The sequence below is a fragment of the Microbacterium sp. str. 'China' genome, assembly GCF_002993305.1.
Taxonomy (GTDB): Bacteria; Actinomycetota; Actinomycetes; order Actinomycetales; family Microbacteriaceae; genus Microbacterium; species Microbacterium paraoxydans.
Genome location: NZ_CP027434.1, coordinates 400,030 through 422,159 on the forward strand (window position 1 = coordinate 400,030; position 22,130 = coordinate 422,159).

Below are 22,130 nucleotides of genomic sequence, written 5' to 3' on the forward strand. Positions count from 1 at the left end.
CGGTGGTGCCGGAGCGGGTCCGACGAGGGCGTCAGTTCCCGTAGAGCGAGACGACGCCGCTGCGGTCGACGCTGGTCATCGACAGATCGGCCGAGCTGCCGTTGCACTGCGGGTAGTGCATGATCGACGACGAGTCGTACGGCGTGAGCGGACGCCAGTTGTTGTCCTCGAAGCAGGTGCCCGCCTCCGGGCGGGTGTGCTCGTGGCGGAAGCCGAGGACGTGGCCGAGCTCATGGCCGAGCACGTTCGTCGGGGTCCACGCTCCGGCGCTCCAGATCGAGTCGTCGATGAGGACGTTCTGCTGGCGGGCCGGCGTGCTGGGGAAGAAGGCGCGGGCGATGTACTGCGTCGTGGCCACCGGCTCGACGGAGAAGACGACGGCGTTGTTCCGCGTGGTGCAGTTGGCGTCGGCGCTGCTCACGTAGCGGAAGTCGACCTTCGAAGACGCGGACTCCCAGAGCGCCGCGCCGCCCTCCATCGCCCGGACGACGTCGGCGTGCCGGCTGCCGAACTTCGTGCTCACGCAGTAGGTGAGGTTGGCCACCTGTGCGGCCGACCACTTGTCATCGATGTTGTTGACCGTGTTGACGATGAGGCCATCGTTGAGGGTCTCGGGGCCGACGAGCCGGTCGTAGAACGCGCGCAGCTCCTTCTTGTTCGAGATCACCTCATCGCCGTTGACGACGTAGGCGCCGTCGACGTCCCGATAGGTCGACGCCGCGAACTCCTGGTACGAGGGCGCGGAGTCGTCGGGGGACGCGGCCGTGGCGGGGATGACCGCGCTGAGGCTGAGCGCGGCCGCCGCGGTGGCGGCGAGCGCGAGTTTTCTGGTGAATCGCATGGAAGATCCTCTTCGATCTGGGCGGTGCCGCGCGCCCGGTGAGCGAGCGGACTCCGGCCGGAACGGTGAGCATCGCTGCCACCGAGGGGCCGAAGCCCGCTCACGCTAACCGCGCGATTTCGACGGGGTCAAGGCGCGACACGGCCCGTCGCCCGCTTTCTGCACTCAGGTCAGGAATCGGCTGGATCGGTCGCCGTCGAAGGTGCCGCCACGGCTCGGCCGGACGTCGGCACCGGCGGTCGACGACCGGGCCTGGTCGTCGGTCCCTCGTCGTAGGCCGGAGGTCGAGGATGACCACGGACGCGTCTCCGCCACCCCCTCCATAGGCGTGAGACGCGTCCGTGGCCCGCTGCGGCGAACCCCCGCGCCGCGAGTGCTCGCACCCTCCATAGGTTGAACGAGCATTCAGTGATTAATCTATCCCGAGACGGCCCGTTAGGGAATTCCGCCGGACGACCCGGGAGGTGGACACCGCATGGCGCGATCGGATGCGCAGAATCGTCTGGCGCGAGAGCGCGCCAGGGAGAACATCCTCCAGGCGGCGATCGAGGTGTTCAGCGAACGCGGCGTCGCCGGGGCGGGCATCGCCGAGATCACGCGTCGCGCCGGAGTCGCCCAGGGGCTGGTGAACTACCACTTCGGCGGCAAGGACCAGCTCGTCGGCGCGGTGATCGACCGCTGGTTCGAGACGGTCCTGGCCTTCGCGCAGGTCGAGGGCACGCCCGACGAGATGCTGGCCGCGATCATCGACGGGGCGATCGGGGCGACCGCCTTCGCGATGCCTCTGCAGCGCGCGGTGCTCGCCATGCAGCAGCAGCCGCTCACCCATCGGCTGTTCGCGGAGTCGGAGCAGCGCTACGCCGAGGGTGCGGCGGTCGCGGAGGATGCCGTGCGCGCCGTCTTCCGCGCCCGAGGCGCCGAGGACCCGGCCCTGGAGGAGGTCATGCTCCGCAGCACCCTGGAGGGGGTGTTCGTGAAGTACTGCGTCTTCGGCGACACGTATCCGCTCGAGGACGCGCGGCGCTGGCTGCACCGCCGGTACGGTCTCCCGGAGCCGACCGCCGCGTTGCCTGGGCTGCCGGCCTCGCCCCGGGGCGAACCCCGACCCCGCGCCACGGCGGCGCTGCGGACCGACGCGTCCTGAGTCGCCGCGCTCAGTCGAGCTGCATCCGCGCGAACGCGCCGAGCACGACCCGCTCCGACTGCACGAGGTACCGCTCCAACTCGGCTGCGCCGGCCTCCGCGCCGCGGGTGAGGAACGTGTCGAGGACGGCGCGGTTCTTCCGGACGAACGGCTCGTGCAGGGCGCGGGGGTCGTCGATCTTGAGGAAAGCGAGCCGCAGCTCCGCCGCGACGTTCCGGTAGGTGCGGGCGAGACGAGGGCTGTCGGCGAGATCGACGAGGGCGACGTGGAAGGCCATGTTCGCGCTGCCGACCGCGCGCCAGGCGGACGTGTCGTCTGCCGAGACCCCGGCCACGGCGGCCTCGGCCGCGGCGACCGCGTCGGTCATGCGCTGGACGGCGGGATGCTCGGGCTCGGACTGCCGCAGAGCCGTGCACTCGATGACCCGGCGGGCGCGGTAGATGTCGATGACGTCGGCGATCGAGGGAGAGGCGACCGAGACGCCGCGGTGCGGGATGTGCTCGACGAGGCCCTGTTCCGCGAGCACCCGGAATGCCTCGCGCAGGGTGTTGCGCGACACGTCGAAGCGCTCGGCCAGAGCCGATTCGGACAGCCGGGAGCCCGGGGCGACGTCGCCGTCGATGATGCGCTGACGGAGCACGTCGGCGAGCGGGCCCTGCTGGTTCATGCCTTCATCGTAGGGCGGCATCACGCCGATCATTACCGAAAAGCAATCGCGCTGTAGCACGACGGAAACATGATTGTTGAACAATCGGGTTCTGTCCGTTCTACACTGGGGGTCACCCGACACCCACCAACGACGATGGGACCCCCCTATGTCCGAGCAGTCCGCCCCCGCCCTCACCCCCGAGGACGAAGCCCGCGCCGCCCACGCGAAGAAGCGCGCCGGCCGCAGTGCCGTCATCGGCGCCATCTTCCTCATGGCCACGAGCGCCATCGGCCCCGGCTTCATCACCCAGACCGCGACGTTCACCGCCCAGATGGGCGCCGCCTTCGCGTTCGCCATCCTCGTGTCGATCCTCGTCGACATCGCGGTGCAGCTGAACATCTGGCGCATGATCACCTCGTCCGGCAAGCGTGCCGGCGAGCTCGCCAACAGCGCCATCCCGTTCTCCGGCCACGTCATCGCCGTCCTCGTCGTCATCGGCGGACTCGCGTTCAACATCGGCAACATCGCCGGTGGCGGCCTGGGTCTGAACGCCCTCCTGGGGCTCGACCCGAAACTCGGCGGCGCGCTCACGGCGGCCCTCGCGATCATCATCTTCCTCGTGAAGAAGGCCGGCAAGGTGATGGACATCGTGCTGATCGTCCTCGGCATCGGGATGATCGTGATGACCCTCGTCGTCGCGTTCATCGCCCAGCCGCCGGTCGGCGACGCCCTGCGCCAGACCTTCGTGCCCGACCAGCTCAACTTCGCCACCATCACCACGATCGTCGGCGGCACGGTCGGCGGCTACATCACCTACTCCGGCGCCCACCGCTACCTCGACTCCGGCCACGTGGGGCCGCAGTACGCGAAGCCCGTCATGCGCGCCGCCGCCAACGGCATCCTGGTGACCGGCATCATGCGCTACGTGCTGTTCCTCGCGATCCTCGGTGTGGTGGCCTCCGGCGTGGCGCTCGACCTCTCCTCGCAGGCCGCGAACCCGGCCGGGCAGGCGTTCGGTGCGGTGCTCGGCGACGCGGGGCTCCGGGTCTTCGGCGCGATCTTCTGGGCCGCCGCGATCAGCTCGGTCATCGGTGCCGCGTACACCTCGGCGACGTTCCTCTCGACGTTCACCGCCAAGCTCCGCGGCGGCTGGCCGCTGCAGCTCGCCACCGTCGCGTTCATCGTCGTGTCGCTGGCGGTCTACCTGGCGATCGGCACGGCCCCGGCCGCGATCCTCGTCTTCGTCGGCGGCTTCAACGGCCTGATCCTCCCCATCGGCCTCACGGTGTTCATGTACATCGGCTGGTTCCGCCGCGACCTGCTCGGCGACCGGAAGTACCCGATGTGGCTGCTCATCGCGGGCACCGTCGTGACCGCGCTCACCTGGTACATGGGCGCCGTCTCGATCGGCCCCATCTTCGCCTTCCTCGGAATCGGAGCGTGACATGGCGACCATCGACCTGAACTCGGACCTCGGCGAGAACGTCCCCGACCGGATCGTCAGCGACGACGCGAGCATGCTCGAGATCGTCACGAGTGCGAACGTGTCGTGCGGGTTCCACGCGGGCAGCCCGGAGGGGATCCGCGAGACCTTGGCCGCGGCCGTCGCCGGCGGCGTCGTGATCGGCGCCCACCCCGGGTACCGCGACTACGAGAACTTCGGGCGCACGAAGGTCGACATCGACTCGGCCACGCTGCAGGCGCACGTGGAGTACCAGCTCGGTGCTCTCCTCGGGCTCACCGCGGCGGTCGGCGGGCGGGTCTCCTACGTCAAGCCGCACGGGGCGCTCTACAACACCATCGCCCGCGACGAGCGGCAGTCGAAGGACGTCGTGGCGGCCATCAAGGCGGTCGACCCCTCGCTCGTGCTGCTCGGTCTCGCCGGCGGAGTGGTGCTCGACGTCGCCGAGCGGGCCGGACTCGCGGTCGCCGCGGAGGCCTTCGCGGATCGCGCGTACCAGCCGGACGGTCAGCTCGTCTCGCGCACCGAGGAGGGGGCCGTGCTGCACGACCCCACCGCGGTGGCCGAGCGGATGGTGCGCCTGGCCGCGGACGGCGTGATCCGGGCGATCGACGGCACCGACGTGGCCGTCTCCGCGCAGTCGATCTGCGTGCACGGCGACAGCCCCGGCTCGGTCGCGATGGCCGCGGAGACGAAGCGCCTGCTGCAGGCGGAGGGCATCACCATCGCCCCGTTCGCCGGAGTCTGACATGGCCGTGCTCGCGACTCCCGCACAGCTCGCCGACGCCCGGGCCGCCCGTGTGGCGCACCGGGCCGGCCACTCCGCGCCGACCAGCGGCGTCGCCCCGGGGCTGACACAGGCGAACCTCATCGCGGTGCCCGCGGACTGGGCCTTCGAGACCCTCCTCTACGCGCAGCGCAACCCGAAGCCCTGCCCCGTCCTCGAGGTGATCGAGCAGGGGGAGGTGGAGTCGCGGCTCGCGCCGGGCAGCGACATCCGCACCGATATCGGGCGGTACCGCATCTGGCGGGACGGCGCGCTCGTGGAGGAGGTGTCCGACGCGACGGCGGCGTGGGACGAGCATCCCGACCTCGTCGCCTTCCTCATCGGCTGCAGCTTCACGTTCGAGACGGGTCTCGTCGAGGCCGGGATCCCGATCCGTCATCAGGAGCTCGGGCGTAACGTGCCGATGTACCGCACGGCGGTGGACTGCACCCCGGCCGGACGGCTGCGCGGCGAGATGGTGGTCTCGATGCGTCCGATCCCCGCGGACCGCGTGGCCGATGCCGTGCAGATCTCCGGGCGCACCCCGGCCGTGCACGGTGCGCCCGTGCACATCGGCGACCCGGCGTCGCTCGGTATCGCCGATGTGATGGCGCCGGACTTCGGGGACGCCCCCGAGATCCGCCCCGGCGAGATCCCCGTGTTCTGGGCGTGCGGCGTGACCCCGCAGGCGGCGATCATGGCGTCGAAGCCGCCGTTCGCGGTCACCCACGCCCCGGGCTACATGTTCGTCACCGATGTGCCGGATGCGGAGTACCGGGTCTGATGCGCATCCTCACGGCCTCCGACAGCGCGCTGCTCGTCGAGACGGACGACCTCGAGCAGGCTATGCGGCTGAACCTCGCGTGGAGCGACGTGCCCGGCGTGCTCGAGCGCATCCCCGGCGCCCGCACGGTGCTCGTGCGCTTCGATCCGCACCGCACCTCAGCCGCCGCGCTCGCCGAGGTGCTCGCCGCGACCGAGGTCGACGCCGCAGCGCTGCCCGATGCGGGCGAGGTCACCATCCCGGTCCGCTACGACGGGGAGGATCTGGACGAGGCGGCCGCGCTCCTCGACGTCTCGGCGGAGGAGCTGGTGGCCCGTCACCTCGCCGCCGACTGGCGGGTGGCCTTCTCCGGCTTCGCTCCCGGCTTCGGCTATGCCGTGAGCGGCGACCCCCTCTTCGACGTGCCGCGGCGGTCGTCGCCCCGCACCCGGGTGCCCGCCGGCTCCGTCGCGCTCGCCGGGGCGTTCAGCGGCGTGTATCCGCGGGAGAGCCCCGGCGGCTGGCAGCTCATCGGCCGGACCGCCCTGGAGATGTGGGACATCGACCGGGACCCGCCGGCGCTGCTCGCGCCGGGTCGCCGCGTGCGCTTCGTGCGTGCGGAGCGGGAGTCGGTCGCGGCGTCGCCGGCATCGGCCGCCGCGACGCGCATCGACCGCCGTGAGGACGGCACGGCGGTCGAGGTCGTGCGACCGTCGCTGCAGCTCCTCGTGCAGGACGCAGGTCGCCCCGGCTTCGCGGCGCTGGGCGTCTCGGCCTCCGGCGTCGCCGATCGCGTCGCGATGCATGCGGCGAACCGGGCGGTGGGGAACGTGCCTGCCGCAGCCGTGCTGGAGAGCGTCGGCGGGGCCGTGCTGCGCTTCCACGGCGCGGGTGTGGCCGCCGTCACCGGGGCCACGGGCACGCTCACGCTCACCGACGCCGACGGCACGGAGCGCACGCTTCTCCCCGGCGTGCCGTTCGCGACCGTCGACGGCGACGAGCTCACGCTGGGCCATCCCGAGCGCGGTCTCCGGTCCGTGATCGCCGTCCGCGGCGGTCTCGCTCCGGCCGCGGCGCTCGACAGCCGCGCGACCGACACGCTCGCCGGACTGGGCCCGGCGCCGCTGACCGCGGGCGATCTCCTTCCGATCGGGGCTGCCGCGGTGGCCGCCGTCGAGCCGGACCCGGTGCCGCGCCCCCTTCCCGCAGCCGGGGAGCTGGTCGCGCTGGAGATCACGCTCGGCCCGCGCGACGACTGGTTCACGGCCGCCGGCATCGACGCGCTCACCGCGCAGGAGTGGACGGTCACGCCGCGCTCCGACCGTGTGGGCATCCGCCTGCACGGCGACGTGCCCCTGGAACGCGCGGTCGGCGGTGAGCTGCCGAGCGAAGGCGCCGTGACCGGGGCTATCCAGGTGCCGCCGGACGGCCAGCCCGTGCTCTTCCTCCCCGATCATCCGCTCACCGGCGGCTACCCCATCATCGGTGCTCTCACCGATCGCAGCCTCGATCTCGCCGCCCAGCTTCCGCCGGGCGTGCGGGTGCGTTTCACCGTCAAGGAGACCTCATGACCACTGTGCTGATCGCCAACCGCGGCGAGATCGCGGTCCGCGTGATCCGTGCGTGCGCCGAGGCCGGCTACACGTCGGTCGCCGTCTACGCCGATCAGGACGCGGATGCCCTGCACGTGCGGCTCGCGGACGAGGCGATCGGCCTGGGCGGCGACACCGCGGCGACGACGTACCTGTCCATCGAGGCGCTGATCGACGCGGCTCGCCGCAGCGGCGCCGACGCCGTGCACCCCGGCTACGGCTTCCTGTCCGAGAGCGCCGCCTTCGCGCGGGCCGTCGAGGACGCCGGACTCGTCTGGATCGGGCCCTCCCCGGAGAGCATCGACGCGCTCGGCGACAAGATGACCGCGCGCCGGATCGCGCAGCGCGTCGGGGCTCCGCTCGCCGCGGGCACGGATCAGCCGCTGTCCGGACCGCAGGAGGCGGTGGCGTTCGCCGAGGAGCACGGTCTGCCCATCGCGATCAAGGCCGCGTTCGGCGGCGGAGGTCGCGGGCTCAAGGTCGTCCGCGAGCTGTCGGAGGTCGCCGACGCGTTCGACGCGGCCACCCGCGAGGCGACCGCCGCGTTCGGCCGCGGGGAGTGCTTCGTGGAGCGCTTCCTGGAGAGCCCGCGGCACATCGAGGTGCAGGTGCTCGGCGACGGGCGCGGCGGCGTGGTCGTCGTGGGCGACCGCGACTGCTCGATGCAGCGCCGCAACCAGAAGCTCATCGAGGAGGCTCCTGCGCCCGGTCTCACGGAGGCGCAGCGGACGGCGTTCCACGACGCGGCGCGCGCGATCTGCGCCGAGGTGCAGTACCGCGGCGCCGGCACGGTCGAATTCCTCCTCGCCGCGGACGGCACGATCTCCTTCCTCGAGGTGAACACCCGGTTGCAGGTGGAGCACCCCGTGACCGAGGAGGTGACCGGGACCGACCTCGTCCGCGAGCAGTTCCGTATCGCGTTCGGCGAGGGGCCGTCGTTCACCGAGACCCCGGCGCCGACCGGGCACGCGTTCGAGTTCCGCATCAACGCCGAAGACCCCGGCCGCGGGTTCCTGCCCAGCCCCGGACGGGTGGACGGTCTGCGCATCCCCGGTGGACCCGGCGTGCGGTGGGACAGCGGCATCGAGGCCGGAGACACCGTGCAGCCCGCGTTCGACTCGATGATCGCGAAGCTCATCGTGCACGCGGACACCCGGGACGCGGCTCTCGTCCGTGCGCGTCGGGCGCTGCGGGAGCTCGCGGTCGAGGGTCCGGCGACCGTGATCCCGTTCGACCTCCGCGCCATCGACGACCCCGCGTTCGCGACCGCGACCTTCGCCGTGCACACCCAGTGGATCGAGACCGTGCTGCTCCCGGCCCTGGAGGCGCAGCCTCGGCCCGCGGTCGCTCCGGTGTCCGGACTGCAGCGGTTCCCGGTGGAGATCGACGGCCGCCGCGTGATGCTCGGTCTGCCCGCGGAGCTGCTGGCGGGCATCGGTCGTCCGGCGGGAGAGGTCGCGGCCCCCGTGTCCTCGGCGGATCCCTCCGAGCTGCGGGTCCCCGCGCCGGGCACGCTCGTCCGCTGGCTCGTCGACGACGGGGCCGAGGTGGCCGAGGGAGACCCGGTGGCCGTGCTCGACGCGATGAAGATGGAGACCACGGTCACCGCGCACCGCGCCGGCACGCTCACCCCGCGCGCCGACACCGGCGCGACCCTCGCCGCCGACGCCCTCCTCGCCACGATCGCCTGACCCCGCCCCGGTCACCCTCCGCGTGCGGAGTGCAAAAACACCCCTCCCGCACCCCTCAGACGCCCCTTTCCGATCCCGCACGCTCTGATCCCGCCAGCGCCCCCCGCGTGAGAGTGCGAATACGGTCCTCCCGCCCGCCGGGCACGCCCGTTTCCGATCCCGCACCCTCCGACCGGGGGACGTCCCCGCGTGCGAGTGCGAATAGGCCCCTCCCGCCCGCCGGGGGCGCCCCTTTTCGACCCTGCACCGTAGGGGCCGGACCCGCGGACACCGCGCGGGCCGGGACGTTCCTGTCTGGAGAGTGCGAAAGTGCACCTTCCGGAGACCCGGAAGGCCCCATTTCGATCCCGCACGCGGCTCGGCCGACCAAGGCCGAGCGAGTGCGAAAACGCCCCCTCGTCGTGTGAGGAAGGGGCGTTTTCCATCCGGACCGTGAATACCCCCGGGAGGGCGCACCCCCCGTCACCCGGTGCGAGTGCGAAAACGGGCCTTCGAGGGATGCGGGAGGGGCGAAACCCGTCCCGCATGTGAGCGTTACGCGGGGTCGCCGCCGAGGGGGCCGACGGGCTCGAGAGGCTTCGGGTCGTCGGCACCCGTCTTGCGCGCGCGGGCGATGAGGTTGCCCAGGTGATAGATCAGCAGCGCCGCGACCGTCCCGAGCACGATCCCGCCGAAGGCGAAGTCGCCGAGCTGCATCGTGAACCCGGCGATGCCGATCACGAGCGAGACCGCTGCGGTGTACTGGTTGACCGGACGCGAGAAGTCGACCCGGCTGTCCACCCAGATCTTGATGCCGATGATGCCGATGAGGCCGTAGAGCGCCGTCGTCGCACCGCCGAGCACGCCCGCGGGGATCGAGTTGAACACCTCGCCGACCTTGGGGGAGAACGCGAGGAGGATCGCGAACAGACCCGCCACCCAGTACACGGCGGTGGAGTACACACGGGTCGCGGCCATGACACCGATGTTCTCGCCGTAGGTCGTGGTGCCCGAGCCGCCGAAGCCACCGGCGATGGTCGTGGCGACACCGTCGGCGATGAGGGCGCGACCGGTGTGGCGGTTGATCGCGGGGTCCTCGGTCATGGTCGCGACGCCGCGCACGTGACCGACGTTCTCCGCGATGAGCACGAGCACGACCGGCAGGAACATCGCGATGGTCGACCAGGTGCCTGGCTCGACGAAGTCCGGGAACTGGAAGTGCGGGAGGCCGATCCACGGGGCGTCCGCGATGAGCTCGGCGGGGGTCTTGTCGCCACGGAGCGGGTTGGGCACCTCGAACGAGCCGTTGAAGGCGGCCCAGATGAAGCCGACGGCGACGCCGAGGAAGATCGAGATCCGGCCGAGGAAGCCCCGGAAGAGCACGGCGAAGAGGATGATCGCGACGAGGGTGATCGTGGCGGTCACGGGGTCGAGCGCGAAGTTGCTCCAGGCGGTGGGGGCGAGGTTGAAGCCGATCAGCGCGACGATGGCACCGGCGACGACCGGGGGCATCAGGGCGTCGACCCAGCGGAGGCCGACGAACTGCACGACGAGACCGACGACCGCGAGGAGCACGCCCACCGCGACCACGCCCGCGAGGGCGGAGCCGGTGCCGCCCGCCGCGACGGCCGCGGTGATGGGGGCGATGAAGGCGAACGAGGAGCCGAGGTAGCTCGGCAGCTGGTTCTTCGTGATGAGGAGGAAGAGCAGCGTGCCGATGCCGCTGAAGAGCAGGGTCGTCGACACCGGGAAGCCGGTGAGCGTCGGCACGAGGAACGTGGCGCCGAACATCGCGACGACGTGCTGCGCGCCGATGGCGATGGTCGCGAGCCAGGACAGACGTTCCTCGGGGGTGACGACGGCGCCGGGCTCGACGGTGCGGCCGTTTCCGTGCAGCTTCCACAAAGCCATGCGGGCTCCTCAGGGTTCGGGATCGGGGGCGGAGTGCTGGAGCAACACTACCGATTCCTGAGTTTTCCCTGTGCGTCCCGCGGCCGCGGGGAGCGCGACGTCAGGCGCCGAGGCGGTCGATGAGCTCCCGGTACCGGGCGGCCGTCCGGGCCACGACCTCCTCGGGCAGCACGGGGGGCTCGCCCTGCTTGTCCCAGTTCGCCGCGAGCCAGTCGCGCACGATCTGCTTGTCGAAGCTCGCCATCCGCTCCGCCGGGGTCGACCCCGTGCGCCAGGCCTCGGCGTCCCAATACCGGGAGGAGTCGCTCGTGAGGACCTCGTCGGCGAGGCGGAGGATGCCGTCGGCGTCGGTCCCGAACTCGAACTTCGTGTCGGCGAGGATGAGCCCCTTCTCCTCGGCGATGGCCGCGGCACGACGGTAGATCGCGAGCGAGGCGTCGCGGAGCTCGGCCGCCCGGTCCGCCCCGACGAGCTCGACGACGCGGTCGAACGTGATGTTCTCGTCGTGTTCGCCCATCGGCGCCTTGTAGGCCGGGGTGAACAGCGGCTCGGGCAGGCGGTTGCCGTTCTGCAGGCCTGCTGGCAGGGCGATGCCGCACACGGTGCCGTGCTCCTGGTACTCGGCCCAGCCGGAGCCGGTGATGTACCCGCGCACGACGCACTCGATCGGCAGCATCTCGAGCGACTGGGCGAGCATGGCGCGATCGGCCACCTCCTCCGGCAGGTCGCCGTCCGTGAGGTGGTTCGGCACGTCGAGCTGGGCGAACCACCAGCGGCTGAGGCGCGTCAGCAGAGCGCCCTTGTCGGTGATGCCGGGGGAGAGCACGACGTCGAAGGCGCTCACCCGGTCGGACGCGACGACGAGGATGCGGGTGTCGGCCGGGTCCTCCGAGGCGTAGAGGTCGCGGACCTTTCCGGAGTAGAGGTGTCGCCACCCGGGGATGGCCTGCGCGTTTCCTGCGGACGGTGTGCTCACCCGCCCATTATCCCGGTGATGCGTCCTCTTCCGCGCCGAGACCCCGCGTTCGCGTCGAGACCCCGGGGTGAGCGCGTCGGGACCCCGGGGTCTCGCCGGAAAACCGGGGTCTCGGCGGGGGAGAGGCGGGTGTATAGTCCATGTGGACTATTCGTGCGGGGCGACAGAGCAGGGGACAGGGGAGAGGCGTGGGGAAGAACGGGGATGTGGTGGCGGGACTCACGCCGCTCGGGGTGATGGTGCTCGCGCTGCTCCGCGAGAGCGACATGCACCCGTACGAGATGGTGCGCCTGCTCCGCGCGCGTCACGACGACCGCCTCATCACCGTCACCAACGGCACGCTCTACCACACGGTCGCCCGGCTCCAGCGTGCCGGTCTGCTCGACGAGGTCGGCACGGATCGCGAGGGCAACCGACCGGAGCGGACGACCTACACCCTCACCGACGCCGGCCGGGAGGCGGTGGTCGCCTGGGTGCGTCGCGCCCTCCCCCGCATCGACCGCGAGACCGACGCCCGCGTCGCGCTCGCCGAGTCGCACAACCTCGACCGCGACGACGCCGTCGCGCTGCTGCAGGAGCGACGGGAGGCCCTCGTCGCCTCGTACGCGCTGCACCACGACGGCCTCGCCTCCGCCCGCGCCAAGGGCGTCCCGCCGCAGGTCCTCGTCGAGATCGAACGGCAGGAGGCGCTGCTCGACGCCGAGCTCCGCTGGCTCGACTCCCTCCTCACCCGCCTCGACGGCGACGAGCTCCGCTGGGGCCCCGACGCCTTCGACGACACCGACCGCTACCGCGCCCAGCGAAAGGCTGCACAGCAATGACCGATTCCCGTCAGACCTCGGGGCCCGAGACGGGGCCCTTCGCCGCCGGTCACGCGCCGAAGAGTCCGTGGCCCGCGCTCTGGGCGCTCGTCATCGGGTTCTTCATGATCCTCGTCGACACCACGATCGTCTCCGTCGCGAACCCGGCGATCAAGGCCGCCCTCGACCCCGACACGAACAACCTCGACAACGTCGTGTGGGTCACCAGCGCCTACCTGCTCGCCTACGCCGTGCCGCTGCTCATCACCGGGCGCCTCGGCGACCGCTTCGGGCCGAAGAACATCTACCTCATCGGGCTCGCCGTCTTCACCCTCGCCTCACTCTGGTGCGGACTGTCGACGACGCTCGAGGGCCTGATCGCGGCCCGCGCGGTCCAGGGGCTCGGCGCCGCGTTGATGACCCCGCAGACCATGGCCGTGATCACCCGCACGTTCCCGCCGAACCGCCGCGGGGCGGCGATGGGCCTCTGGGGTGCCACGGCCGGTGTGGCCACGCTCGTCGGCCCGCTCGCCGGCGGTCTGCTCGTCGACGGCTTCGGCTGGGCGTGGATCTTCTTCGTGAACCTGCCCGTCGGCGTGGTCGCCTTCGTGCTCGCCTGGATCCTCGTGCCGAAGCTGAAGACGCACCCGCACCGGTTCGACCTCGTCGGCGTCGTGCTCAGCGCCGTCGCGCTGTTCCTCATCGTCTTCGGACTGCAGGAGGGCGAGAAGTACGACTGGGGGACCATCGCGGGCCCGATCTCGGTCTGGGGCCTCATCATCGCCGGCGTCGTGGTGCTCGCGCTCTTCATCGTGCAGCAGGCCCGCACCCGCAGCGAACCCCTCGTCCCGCTCGCCCTCTTCCGCGACCGCAACTTCTCCGGCGCGAACGTGGCGATCGCGGCGGTCGGCTTCACGGTCACGAGCATGTCGCTGCCGATGATGTTCTTCCTGCAGACCGCGCGCGGGCTCACCCCGACCGAGGCCGCGATGCTGCTCATCCCGATGGCCGTGCTGTCGGGCGTGCTCGCCCCGGTCGCCGGGAAGATCCTGGACCGTGTCGACCCACGCATCATCCTCGTCCCCGGCCTGCTCTGCGTCGCGGGTGCCCTGGTCTGGTACTCCGCCCTGACCACGATGGACACCCCGATCCTGATGTTCCTGCTGCCGTCCGCGCTGATGGGCATCGGCAACGCGGGCATGTGGGGGCCGCTGGCGACCACGGCCACGCGCAAGCTGCCTCCGCGGCAGGCCGGTGCCGGTGCGGGCATCTACAACACCACCCGCACCATCGGCTCGGTCATCGGCTCCGCGTCGATCGCCGCGTTCATGCAGTCGCGGCTGGAGGCGAACCTCCCCGGTCTGGCCGACGCTCCGGCCGGCACGGGCAGCGGCGCGCTGCCCCCGAAGGTCGCGGAGGGCTTCGCGGCCGGCATGTCCGAGACGCTGCTGCTCCCCGCCGGTGTGATCCTCATCGCGCTGGTCGCCTCGCTGTTCCTCCGTGGGCAGGATCGGAAGGACGAGGCCGTCGCCGCGACCCCTCCGGCGTGACCGCGATGACCCCGACACGCCGGTATCCACGCGGGTTCCGGCAGTGTCGGGCGTCTCTCCGAGATTCCGGTGCGCGGGAGGTGCAGGGTTAGGGTGGATGGTCGGCGGCCGCCGGGTCGCCCTTCCGAACCCCGAGGAGCACTCGACGTGAGCCGCCATCCATCCTCTCCGCCGAGCCGTCTGCGGCGGTTCGGCCGCACCGCCGGCGCGACCGCTCTCGCCGCGCTCGTCGCCGCCGGGGCGCTGCTCGCCGGAGCCGCGCCCGCCACCGCGGCCGACGACGGCGAGACCTACGTCATCGGCACCGACACGACCTTCGCGCCGTTCGAGTTCACGAACGAGTCCGGCGACCTGGTCGGCATCGACATGGACCTCCTGCGCGCGATCGCGGAGGACCAGGGCTTCGACGTGGAGATCCGCCAGCTCGGTTTCGACGCCGCGGTGCAGGCGCTGCAGTCGAACCAGGTCGACGCCGTCATGGCCGGGATGTCGATCACCGAGGAACGCCAGCAGACCTTCGACTTCAGCGACCCGTACTTCACGAGCGGCGTGCAGCTGGGCGTGCTCGAGTCCAGCGACATCGAGTCGCTCGACGACCTCGACGGCAAGACCGTCGCGGTGAAGACCGGCACCCAAGGGCAGACCTTCGCCGAGGAGAACGCCGACGAGTACGGCTTCCGCATCACGCCCTATCAGGACACGACCGACATGGTCGACGCGGTCAAGGCGGGTCAGGCCGTCGGCTACTTCGAGGACTTCCCCGTGCTCGCCTACGGCATCCAGCAGGGGTCCGGCTTCCGCCTCGTCGGCGAGCCGGCGCTCGGTGGCGAGTACGGCTTCGCGGTGAACAAGGGCGAGAACGCCGAGCTCCTGGAGATGTTCAACGCCGGCCTCGCCAACCTGCAGGACTCCGGCGCGTACGACGAGATCGTGGACACCTACCTCGCGACGCGTGACGACGCGCAGGAGGCGCAGCCCACCGACATCATCTCGGTCGCGGTGAAGTACTGGCCGGCCCTGATGCAGGGTCTGTGGCTCACCATCCTCGCCACGATCGTCGCGGTGATCGCAGCCTTCATCCTCGGGATCATCTTCGGCTTCGGACGCCTGTCGAAGTTCGCGCCGTTCCGCTGGATCGCGACCGCCTACGTCTACGTCTTCCGCGGGACCCCGATCCTGATCCAGGCGTTCTTCGTGTTCTTCGCCATCCCGCAGCTCATTCCGGACCTCAAGTTCGACCCGTTCGTGGCCGGTGCGATCACCCTGTCGCTGAACACCGGTGCGTACATGACGGAGATCATCCGCGGCGGAATCCAGGCCGTCGACCCCGGTCAGGCGGAGGCGTCGCGCTCGCTCGGCCTCAGCCACTGGAAGACGATGCGCAAGGTCGTGCTGCCGCAGGCGTTCCGGATCATGATCCCGTCGTTCGTGAACCAGGGCATCATCACGCTGAAGGACACCTCGCTCATCAGCGTCATCGGTCTCGCCGAGCTGACGTTCGTCTCGCGACAGATCATCGCCTCGACGTATCTCTCGGCGCAGGTGCTGACGATCGTCGCCATCATCTACTTCGTCGTGATCACGCTGCTGACGCTGCTCGCGAACCGCCTGGAGAGGAAGGCCAACGCATGAGCAAGATCGAGGTCAGGGACCTGCACAAGTCGTTCGGCGACAACGAGGTGCTCAAGGGCATCGATCTCGCGGTCGAGGACGGTGAGGTCATCGCCGTGATCGGCCCCTCCGGCTCGGGCAAGTCGACGCTGCTGCGCTGCCTCAACAAGCTCGAGGAGCCGACGTCGGGGCACGTGATCATCGACGGGGTCGACCTCACCGACAAGAGCGTGAAGCTGGACGAGGTGCGTCAGCGCATCGGCATGGTGTTCCAGCACTTCAACCTGTTCCCGCACATGACCGTGCTGGAGAACATCACGCTCGCCCCGGTCGAGCTCGGCCGCATGACGAAGGCCGAGGCCCGCGACCGCGCCCGCTCGCTGCTCGAGCGCGTCGGCCTGTCGGAGAAGGCGGACACGAAGCCCGCGTCGCTCTCCGGCGGTCAGAAGCAGCGCGTGGCCATCGCCCGTGCACTCGCGATGGACCCGGAGATCATGCTGTTCGACGAGGCCACCAGCGCCCTCGACCCGGAGATGGTCGGCGAGGTGCTGCAGGTCATCCGCGACCTCGCCGAGGGCGGCATGACCATGGTGCTCGTGACCCACGAGATGGGCTTCGCGCGCGAGGTGTCCGACCGCACGGTGTTCATGGACGGCGGCGTCGTGGTCGAGGAGGGCACCCCCGCCGATCTGTTCGGCGCCCCCAAGAACGAACGCCTCCAGGACTTCCTGTCCAAGGTCCTCTGACCCCGTTCGAGTCACTCAAATGGCTGCATTCCCGGTCGGGATGCAGCCATTTGCGCTACTTCAACGGGGACGGTCGCCGACGGTCCCGGGCTTCGAGTCGCTTGAATGGCTGCATTTCCGGTCGGGATGCAGCCATTTGCGCTACTTCAACGGGGACGGTCAGTCAGCGACGCGGGCAGCGATGTCGGTGCGGTGGTGGGACCCCTCGAGGCGGATGCGGCCGAGGGCGTCGTAGGCGCGGTCGCGGGCGGTGCGGAAGTCCGGGGCCACGGCGACGACGTTCAGCACACGGCCACCCGTCGCGATGAGCGAACCCCCCGGGGCGTCGGGGCTCGCGGTCGCGGCGTGCACCAGGCGGATCCCCTCCACGGCGGCGGCCTCGTCCAGACCTTCGATCGGACGCCCGGTCTGCGGCGCCTCTGGATACCCCTCGCTCGCCAGGACCACGGTGATCGCGACCTCATCGCGGAACACGGGCTCCGGCTGGTCCTCGAGGGTGCCGGAGGCGGCGGCGAAGAGGAGCTGGGACAGCGGGGTCTCCAGCCGCGGGAGCACGACCTGGGTCTCCGGGTCGCCGAAGCGCGCGTTGAACTCGATCACGCGCACGCCCTGCGGGGTGAGGATGAGACCGGCGTAGAGGAGTCCGATGAACGGGGTCCCCTCCGCGTCGAGCTGCCGGACGACCGGGAGGGCGACGTCGCGGGTGACCTCTTCCACGAACGCCTGCTCGCTGCCGAACTGCTCCGCGAGCCAGGGCAGCGGCGAGTACGCCCCCATGCCGCCGGTGTTGGGGCCGGCGTCGCCGTCGAGGGCCCGCTTGAAGTCTTGTGCCGGGCTGAGGGCGCGCACGGTGTCGCCGTCGCTGAGGAAGAACACTGAGACCTCGGGGCCGGACAGGAACTCCTCGACGAGGACGGGGCCGGCCGGGAGGTACTGCTCCGCGTGCGCCAGGGCCTCGGCGCGGTCGGAGGTGACGATGACGCCCTTGCCCGCGGCGAGCCCATCGGCCTTGACGACATAGGGGGCGCCCAGCTCGTCGAACGCGGCCTCGACCTCGCCGACCGTGGCAGCGCGGACCGCGCGGCCCGTCGGCACACCAGCGGCGTCCATGACGCGCTTGGCGAAGGCCTTGGAGCCCTCGAGCTGCGCGGCGGCCTTGCCCGGACCGAACACGGGGATGCCGCGACCGCGGAGCTCGTCCGCGACGCCTGCCACGAGAGGGGCCTCCGGGCCGATGACGACGAGGTCGATCGCGTGCTCGTTCGCGAAGGCGGTGACCGCGGCGCCGTCGAGCGGGTCGAGGGCGACGGGTGTCGCGTCCTGCGCGATGCCGGCGTTGCCGGGGGCGACGAGGATCTCGTGCGCGGTGGACTCGGCGCGCAGCGCCAGGATGATCGCGTGCTCACGGGCACCGGAACCGAGGACGAGGATCTTCACGCGTCCAGCCTATCGAGGCACGTGCGCGGGGTTTCGGCCGGTCCCGCGTTCACAACTCAGGACGATCGGCGCGGCAGCCGGGATCCGACGGCATATCCGGACCGATCCGCCGCGGTTCTCCTGAGTTGTGCACGGAGGTCGGCGGGGTCAGAGCGCGATCGGCCGCTCGGCCGCGGTGTCCCAGGGCACGGTCCACCCGGTCGCGTCGAACAGCGCGTCGAGAACCATGGCGGTGAAGCCCCACACGATCGTGCCGTCGACGTCGAACGCAGGTCCGCGGAACGTGCGGCCGGCACGGGAAAGGGTCGAGGTGAAGCGGGTCGCCGGGTCGAGGAGCTGCGCAACGGGGACGCGGACCACCTCGACGGTCTCCGCGTGGTCGACCGCGACCACGCGGGACGGCGACTGCCACCAGGCGAGCACAGGGGTGACGAGGTGGTTGCTCGCGGCGAGGGGGATCACGGGAAGCGTGGCGAGCACCTCGACTCCCGCGGGATCGAGGCCGGTCTCCTCCTCGGCCTCCCGGAGCGCCGTGGCGACCGCGTCGGCATCGGCCGCTTCGGCGCGCCCGCCGGGGAAGGAGACCTGCCCCGGGTGCGAGGAGAGCGTGGGCGCGCGGCGTTGCAGCAGCACGTCGAGGTCGCGGGCGACGGCCGCATCGACGGTCGGTGCGGGGATGCGGTCGAGGACGCCGAAGAGGATGAGCACCGAGGCGTCGTGGGCGTGGCCCGGGTCGGCGAGCGGAGGGATCGGCACACTCCAGGAGTGGTCGGCTGCGGCGGCGAGCAGCTCGGCGCGGGCGCCCTGCGGATGCATGCTCATGCCATCGAGCTTATGACCGGGGCCGCCGCAGCGGATCTAGGGTGGGGGGATGGCCAGGAAGATCGACATCGTCGACGGACGCGCGGCGCTCGGTGCCGTGCGCGACGCCGAGGCCGCGGGGACGAAGCCGGCGCGGCCGGAGCTCGCCACCGCGGTGCGCTACCTGCTGCAGCTGCTCGACGAGAAGGCGCCGGGCAACAGCGTCGAGGTGCGGGTCCCGCCGTTCGGAGCCGTGCAGGTGATCCAGGGCCCGCGGCACACGCGTGGGACTCCGCCGAACGTGGTGGAGATGGACGCCGCCACCTGGATCGCGGTCGCCACCGGCGCCGAACCGTGGGCGGACGCCGCGACGGCCGGGCGCATCCACGCCTCGGGCACGCGTGCGGATCTCACCGGCGTCCTCCCGCTGCGCCCCTAGCGCCGGGCCACGACGAGCGGCACCCCGGTCAGCGGGTGCGGGAAGACATCGACGGGCTGTCCGTAGACCTCCTCGATCCGTGCGGCCGTGAGGACCTCGGCCGGCGTACCCGTCGCGGAGACCCGACCGCCCATGAGCAGAGTGACGCGGTCGGCGTGCGCGAGCGCGGCGTTGAGGTCGTGCAGCACGACCGCGACCGCGACCCCGGCCTCCGCCTGGGTGCGGACCACGCGCATGACGTCTTCGTGATGCTTGAGGTCCAGGGCCGCCGTCGGCTCGTCGAGCAGCAGGATCCCGGTGCTCTGGGCGAGCACGCGGGCCAGCGCCACCCGTGCGCGCTCACCGCCGGAGAGCGAGGGGACGGAGCGCTCCCGCAGCGCCGTGACCTCGGTCGTCGCCATCGCCGCCGCCACGGCGCTGTCGTCCTCCTCGGCGGCCGGACTCCGCGCCCACGGCGTGCGCCCCATCCGCACGACCTGCTCGACCGTGAAGGGGAAGGTGACGGCGTTCTCCTGCAGCAGCACGGCGCGTTGTCGGGCGAGATCGCGGGGACGCGTCCCCGCGACGGGGCGGCCGTCGAGGAGGACGGTGCCGGACGCCGGAGCGACGTCCCCCGCGAGCACGCCGAACAGGGTCGATTTGCCTGCGCCGTTCGGCCCGACGAGGGCGTGCACCTCGCCGGCGTGGATGTCGATGGCCGCGTCGTCGAGGATGGCGCGTCCGTCCCCGACGCGCACCGTGAGCCCCTGGCCCCGCAGACGCGGACTCACGCCCATCCCCCCGACCGCCGCCGCGTCCGCACGAGGAGCCAGAGGAAGAACGGCCCGCCCACGAGGGACGTGATCATGCCGATGGGGAGGTCTGCGAGCGGTACGGCCGTGCGCGCCACGAGGTCGGCGGCCGCGATGAGGAGGGCGCCGCCGAGAGCGGAGGCGATCACGAGCGGAAGGTGTGCGGGGCCGATCAGCATCCGCATGAGGTGGGGCACCACGAGACCCGCGAACCCGATGATCCCCGCGAAGGCGACCGCGGCGCAGACGAGCAGTGCCACCGTGACGATGACGACCATCCGCAGCAGCTCGACCGGCACGCCCAGATGCCGGGCGGTGCGCTCGCCGAGGGCGAAGAGGTCCAGACCCGGCGCCACGATCAGGGCGACGACGATCCCGATCGCCACGAGCGGTGCGACGAGCTGGATGTTCGACCAGAGGGCGCCGTTCAGCGAGCCGAGCTGCCAGAACACGATCTGCTCGCGCGTCGACGTCGTGCCGAGGAACGTGAGGAAGGCCATGCCGGCGCCGGCGATGGCGTTGATCGCGATGCCGGTGAGCAGCAGCGTGACCACTTCGGTGCGACCGCCGGAGCGGCTCAGGAGGTAGACGGAGAAGACGGCCGTGAGACCGCCGAGGAAGGCGAAGGCGGGCGTGGTCCACATGCCGAAGGTGGCCAGGCCGAACGTGATGCTGGCCGCCGCTCCGAGCGCCGCGCCGGAGGAGACGCCGACGACGCCGGCGTCCGCGAGAGGGTTGCCGAAGATGGCCTGCATGAGCACGCCGGAGACCGCGAGCGCGGCGCCGACGAGCAGGCCGAGGACCAGTCGGGGGAGGCGGAGGTTGTAGATCACGCCGTCGTCGGTCGCCGCGGCCGGAGTCCCGGCGGTGTCGATGCCGAGGCCGCGCAACAGGACGTCCAGGAGCGCGGTCGGGGACAGGTCGTACTGCCCGCTGGTGATCGACGCGACGCCCGTGACGAGAAGGCCGATGACGAGGGCGACGACGACCGTCGCGAAGCGCAGTCCCCGATGCCGGGTCGGCGTCGGGGTGACGACCTCGCCGGTCACGAGGCCGGTTCCGGCGCGTACAGGGTTCGCGCGAGGGCGCTGATCACGTCGGCCGACCGCGGCCCGAAGCTGAGGATCTCGGCGTCGGCCATGTCGATCACGCGGCGATGCGCTCCTGCGGGGGTCTCGGCGATGGCGGGGATGCGTTCGATGAGCCCGTCGACGCCGCCGACCGATTCCAATCCGTCCGTCATCATCACGAGCACGTCGGGTTGCGCGGCGACGAGTGCTTCCGCGGTCATCGGCTTCATGCCCTCCCAGCCGATCTCCTCCGCGACGTCCACACCGCCGACCGCATCGATGAGGGAGTCCGCCCCGGAGTCCTCGCCGAAGATGTAGTACACGTTGGCGCTCCCGCGCACGTACAGGAAGAGCATGCGTGCGCGGTCCGTCTCCGCGGACGGGGTGACGTCGGCGATCTCCGCGATGGCGGCGTCGAGCTCGGCGTCGAGGCGGGCGCTGAGTGCCGTGCCGCGCGTCGGGACGCCGAGGGCCGTGGCGATCTCCGTCACGAGCGCGTCGGTGGTGTCGATCCGGCGGTCGCTGGAGATGACGACGACCGCGATGCCCGCATCCCGCAGCTGCTGGCGGACCTCCTTCGGGCCGATCGTGGTGTCGGTGAGCACGACGGTCGGGGCCAGTTCGAGGATGGCCTCCGGGTTGAGCGTGTGCCCGGTCTTGGTGACGACCGGGAGATCCTCGGTGCCGGGGAACTGCGTGGACGCGTCGCGTCCGACGACCTGATCGCCGAGCCCGAGCGCGAACACCGTGGCGGCGATCGTGCCGGAGATGTCGATCGGGAGGATGCGGTCGGTGTCCGTGATCTCGACCTCGCGGCCTTCGCTGTCGGTCACGGTGACCGGGAGCGCCGGGGCGGTGTCGTCTTCGACGGGCGCGACCGCGTGACTCGCGAGGCACGCGGTCGAGGGGCCCGTCGCTGCGCGCACGTCGGCGACCAGGTCGAGATCGGCGAGAGGAGTCGAGGCCTGCGGGCAGGCGTCGTCGACAGGGGGTGCCGCCGCCCCGGGGCCGGAGTCCGCCCCGGCGCACGCGGCCAGTCCGAGGGCCAGCGCGGCGGCGAGAAGCAGGGCAGGGGTGCGTCGCATTAGGCAAGGCTATCCTAAAACTTGAC

20 protein-coding genes are annotated in these 22,130 nt (G+C 71.4%); 11 read left to right on the plus strand and 9 right to left on the minus strand.

The features are described from left to right. Positions 1–31 precede the first annotated feature (31 nt). The gene (locus C6C15_RS01900; RefSeq protein WP_060922866.1) at positions 32–841 is read right to left on the minus strand and encodes a M57 family metalloprotease; all 810 of its coding nucleotides are present in this window, start codon (positions 839–841) and stop codon (positions 32–34) included. 475 nt (positions 842–1,316) lie between these two features. On the opposite strand from C6C15_RS01900, the gene C6C15_RS01905 reads away from it, so the two are divergent. Continuing rightward, complete coding sequence (locus C6C15_RS01905; protein WP_105949143.1) at positions 1,317–1,985, plus strand: TetR/AcrR family transcriptional regulator; 669 nt, start codon at positions 1,317–1,319, stop codon at positions 1,983–1,985. A gap of 10 nt (positions 1,986–1,995) precedes the next feature. Here C6C15_RS01905 and C6C15_RS01910 read toward each other — a convergent pair whose 3' ends face one another. Next, complete coding sequence (locus C6C15_RS01910) at positions 1,996–2,652, minus strand: GntR family transcriptional regulator (protein ID WP_082750116.1); 657 nt, start codon at positions 2,650–2,652, stop codon at positions 1,996–1,998. Between the two features lie 148 nt (positions 2,653–2,800). Here C6C15_RS01910 and C6C15_RS01915 point away from each other — a divergent pair, with 148 nt between their 5' ends. From C6C15_RS01915 to C6C15_RS01935, 5 genes are read left to right on the plus strand one after another with little or no spacing between them, the layout of a single operon-like run. After that, a complete protein-coding gene (locus tag C6C15_RS01915; protein WP_060922868.1) occupies positions 2,801–4,078 on the plus strand; it encodes an NRAMP family divalent metal transporter in 1,278 nt (425 codons plus the stop codon). 1 nt (position 4,079) lies between these two features. Beyond that, the gene (locus tag C6C15_RS01920) at positions 4,080–4,844 is read left to right on the plus strand and encodes a LamB/YcsF family protein (protein ID WP_060922869.1); all 765 of its coding nucleotides are present in this window, start codon (positions 4,080–4,082) and stop codon (positions 4,842–4,844) included. A gap of 1 nt (position 4,845) precedes the next feature. Further along, positions 4,846–5,646, plus strand: a complete 801-nt coding sequence (locus C6C15_RS01925) for a putative hydro-lyase (RefSeq protein WP_060922870.1) — start codon at positions 4,846–4,848, stop codon at positions 5,644–5,646. Then, positions 5,646–7,196 (plus strand): urea amidolyase family protein, encoded by a 1,551-nt coding sequence (locus C6C15_RS01930; RefSeq protein ID WP_105949144.1) that lies wholly within the window; start codon positions 5,646–5,648, stop codon positions 7,194–7,196. Before C6C15_RS01925 ends, C6C15_RS01930 begins: the two co-directional genes overlap by 1 nt. Then, positions 7,193–8,908 carry an acetyl/propionyl/methylcrotonyl-CoA carboxylase subunit alpha gene (locus C6C15_RS01935; RefSeq protein ID WP_060922445.1) on the plus strand — a complete coding sequence of 572 codons (1,716 nt, stop codon included), beginning with the start codon at positions 7,193–7,195 and terminating at the stop codon, positions 8,906–8,908. The genes C6C15_RS01930 and C6C15_RS01935 overlap by 4 nt, the downstream gene beginning before the upstream one ends. Positions 8,909–9,442: 534 nt before the next feature. Here the strand turns inward: C6C15_RS01935 and C6C15_RS01940 are convergent. Both C6C15_RS01940 and C6C15_RS01945 read right to left on the minus strand, forming a co-directional pair. After that, a complete protein-coding gene (locus C6C15_RS01940; protein ID WP_105949145.1) occupies positions 9,443–10,798 on the minus strand; it encodes a uracil-xanthine permease family protein in 1,356 nt (451 codons plus the stop codon). A 100-nt stretch (positions 10,799–10,898) separates the two neighbouring features. Then, positions 10,899–11,774, minus strand: a complete 876-nt coding sequence (locus C6C15_RS01945) for a phosphoribosylaminoimidazolesuccinocarboxamide synthase (RefSeq protein ID WP_105949146.1) — start codon at positions 11,772–11,774, stop codon at positions 10,899–10,901. A gap of 188 nt (positions 11,775–11,962) precedes the next feature. Between C6C15_RS01945 and C6C15_RS01950 the strand changes: the two genes are divergently transcribed. The 4 genes from C6C15_RS01950 (at position 11,963) to C6C15_RS01965 (ending at position 16,481) form a co-directional block, all read left to right on the plus strand. Further along, positions 11,963–12,595, plus strand: coding sequence for a PadR family transcriptional regulator (locus C6C15_RS01950; RefSeq protein WP_324970200.1), 633 nt, complete (start codon positions 11,963–11,965; stop codon positions 12,593–12,595). Next, positions 12,592–14,124 carry a DHA2 family efflux MFS transporter permease subunit gene (locus tag C6C15_RS01955; RefSeq protein WP_105949148.1) on the plus strand — a complete coding sequence of 511 codons (1,533 nt, stop codon included), beginning with the start codon at positions 12,592–12,594 and terminating at the stop codon, positions 14,122–14,124. Before C6C15_RS01950 ends, C6C15_RS01955 begins: the two co-directional genes overlap by 4 nt. Before the next feature lie 147 nt (positions 14,125–14,271). After that, positions 14,272–15,756: an amino acid ABC transporter substrate-binding protein/permease gene (locus C6C15_RS01960; RefSeq protein ID WP_105949149.1), complete on the plus strand. Its 1,485-nt coding sequence runs from the start codon at positions 14,272–14,274 to the stop codon at positions 15,754–15,756. Then, positions 15,753–16,481 carry an amino acid ABC transporter ATP-binding protein gene (locus tag C6C15_RS01965; RefSeq protein WP_105949150.1) on the plus strand — a complete coding sequence of 243 codons (729 nt, stop codon included), beginning with the start codon at positions 15,753–15,755 and terminating at the stop codon, positions 16,479–16,481. Before C6C15_RS01960 ends, C6C15_RS01965 begins: the two co-directional genes overlap by 4 nt. Before the next feature lie 159 nt (positions 16,482–16,640). Here the strand turns inward: C6C15_RS01965 and purD are convergent, their stop codons facing one another. Both purD and C6C15_RS01975 read right to left on the minus strand, forming a co-directional pair. Further along, positions 16,641–17,918 carry a phosphoribosylamine--glycine ligase gene (gene purD, locus C6C15_RS01970; RefSeq protein ID WP_105949151.1) on the minus strand — a complete coding sequence of 426 codons (1,278 nt, stop codon included), beginning with the start codon at positions 17,916–17,918 and terminating at the stop codon, positions 16,641–16,643. A 147-nt stretch (positions 17,919–18,065) separates the two neighbouring features. After that, entirely contained in the window at positions 18,066–18,740 is a 675-nt protein-coding gene (locus C6C15_RS01975) for an NUDIX hydrolase (protein ID WP_105949152.1), read from the minus strand. A 49-nt stretch (positions 18,741–18,789) separates the two neighbouring features. On the opposite strand from C6C15_RS01975, the gene C6C15_RS01980 reads away from it, so the two are divergent. Next, positions 18,790–19,158 carry a sterol carrier family protein gene (locus C6C15_RS01980; protein WP_105949153.1) on the plus strand — a complete coding sequence of 123 codons (369 nt, stop codon included), beginning with the start codon at positions 18,790–18,792 and terminating at the stop codon, positions 19,156–19,158. On the opposite strand, the gene C6C15_RS01985 is transcribed toward C6C15_RS01980, so the two are convergent. From C6C15_RS01985 to C6C15_RS01995, 3 genes are read right to left on the minus strand one after another with little or no spacing between them, the layout of a single operon-like run. Then, positions 19,155–19,928, minus strand: a complete 774-nt coding sequence (locus C6C15_RS01985) for a heme ABC transporter ATP-binding protein (protein WP_391510080.1) — start codon at positions 19,926–19,928, stop codon at positions 19,155–19,157. The genes C6C15_RS01980 and C6C15_RS01985 overlap by 4 nt on opposite strands. Beyond that, positions 19,925–20,998 (minus strand): FecCD family ABC transporter permease, encoded by a 1,074-nt coding sequence (locus tag C6C15_RS01990; protein ID WP_105949155.1) that lies wholly within the window; start codon positions 20,996–20,998, stop codon positions 19,925–19,927. Before C6C15_RS01990 ends, C6C15_RS01985 begins: the two co-directional genes overlap by 4 nt. Further along, a complete protein-coding gene (locus C6C15_RS01995; protein WP_105949156.1) occupies positions 20,995–22,104 on the minus strand; it encodes a heme/hemin ABC transporter substrate-binding protein in 1,110 nt (369 codons plus the stop codon). The genes C6C15_RS01990 and C6C15_RS01995 overlap by 4 nt, the downstream gene beginning before the upstream one ends. Between the last annotated feature and the right edge of the window lie 26 nt (positions 22,105–22,130).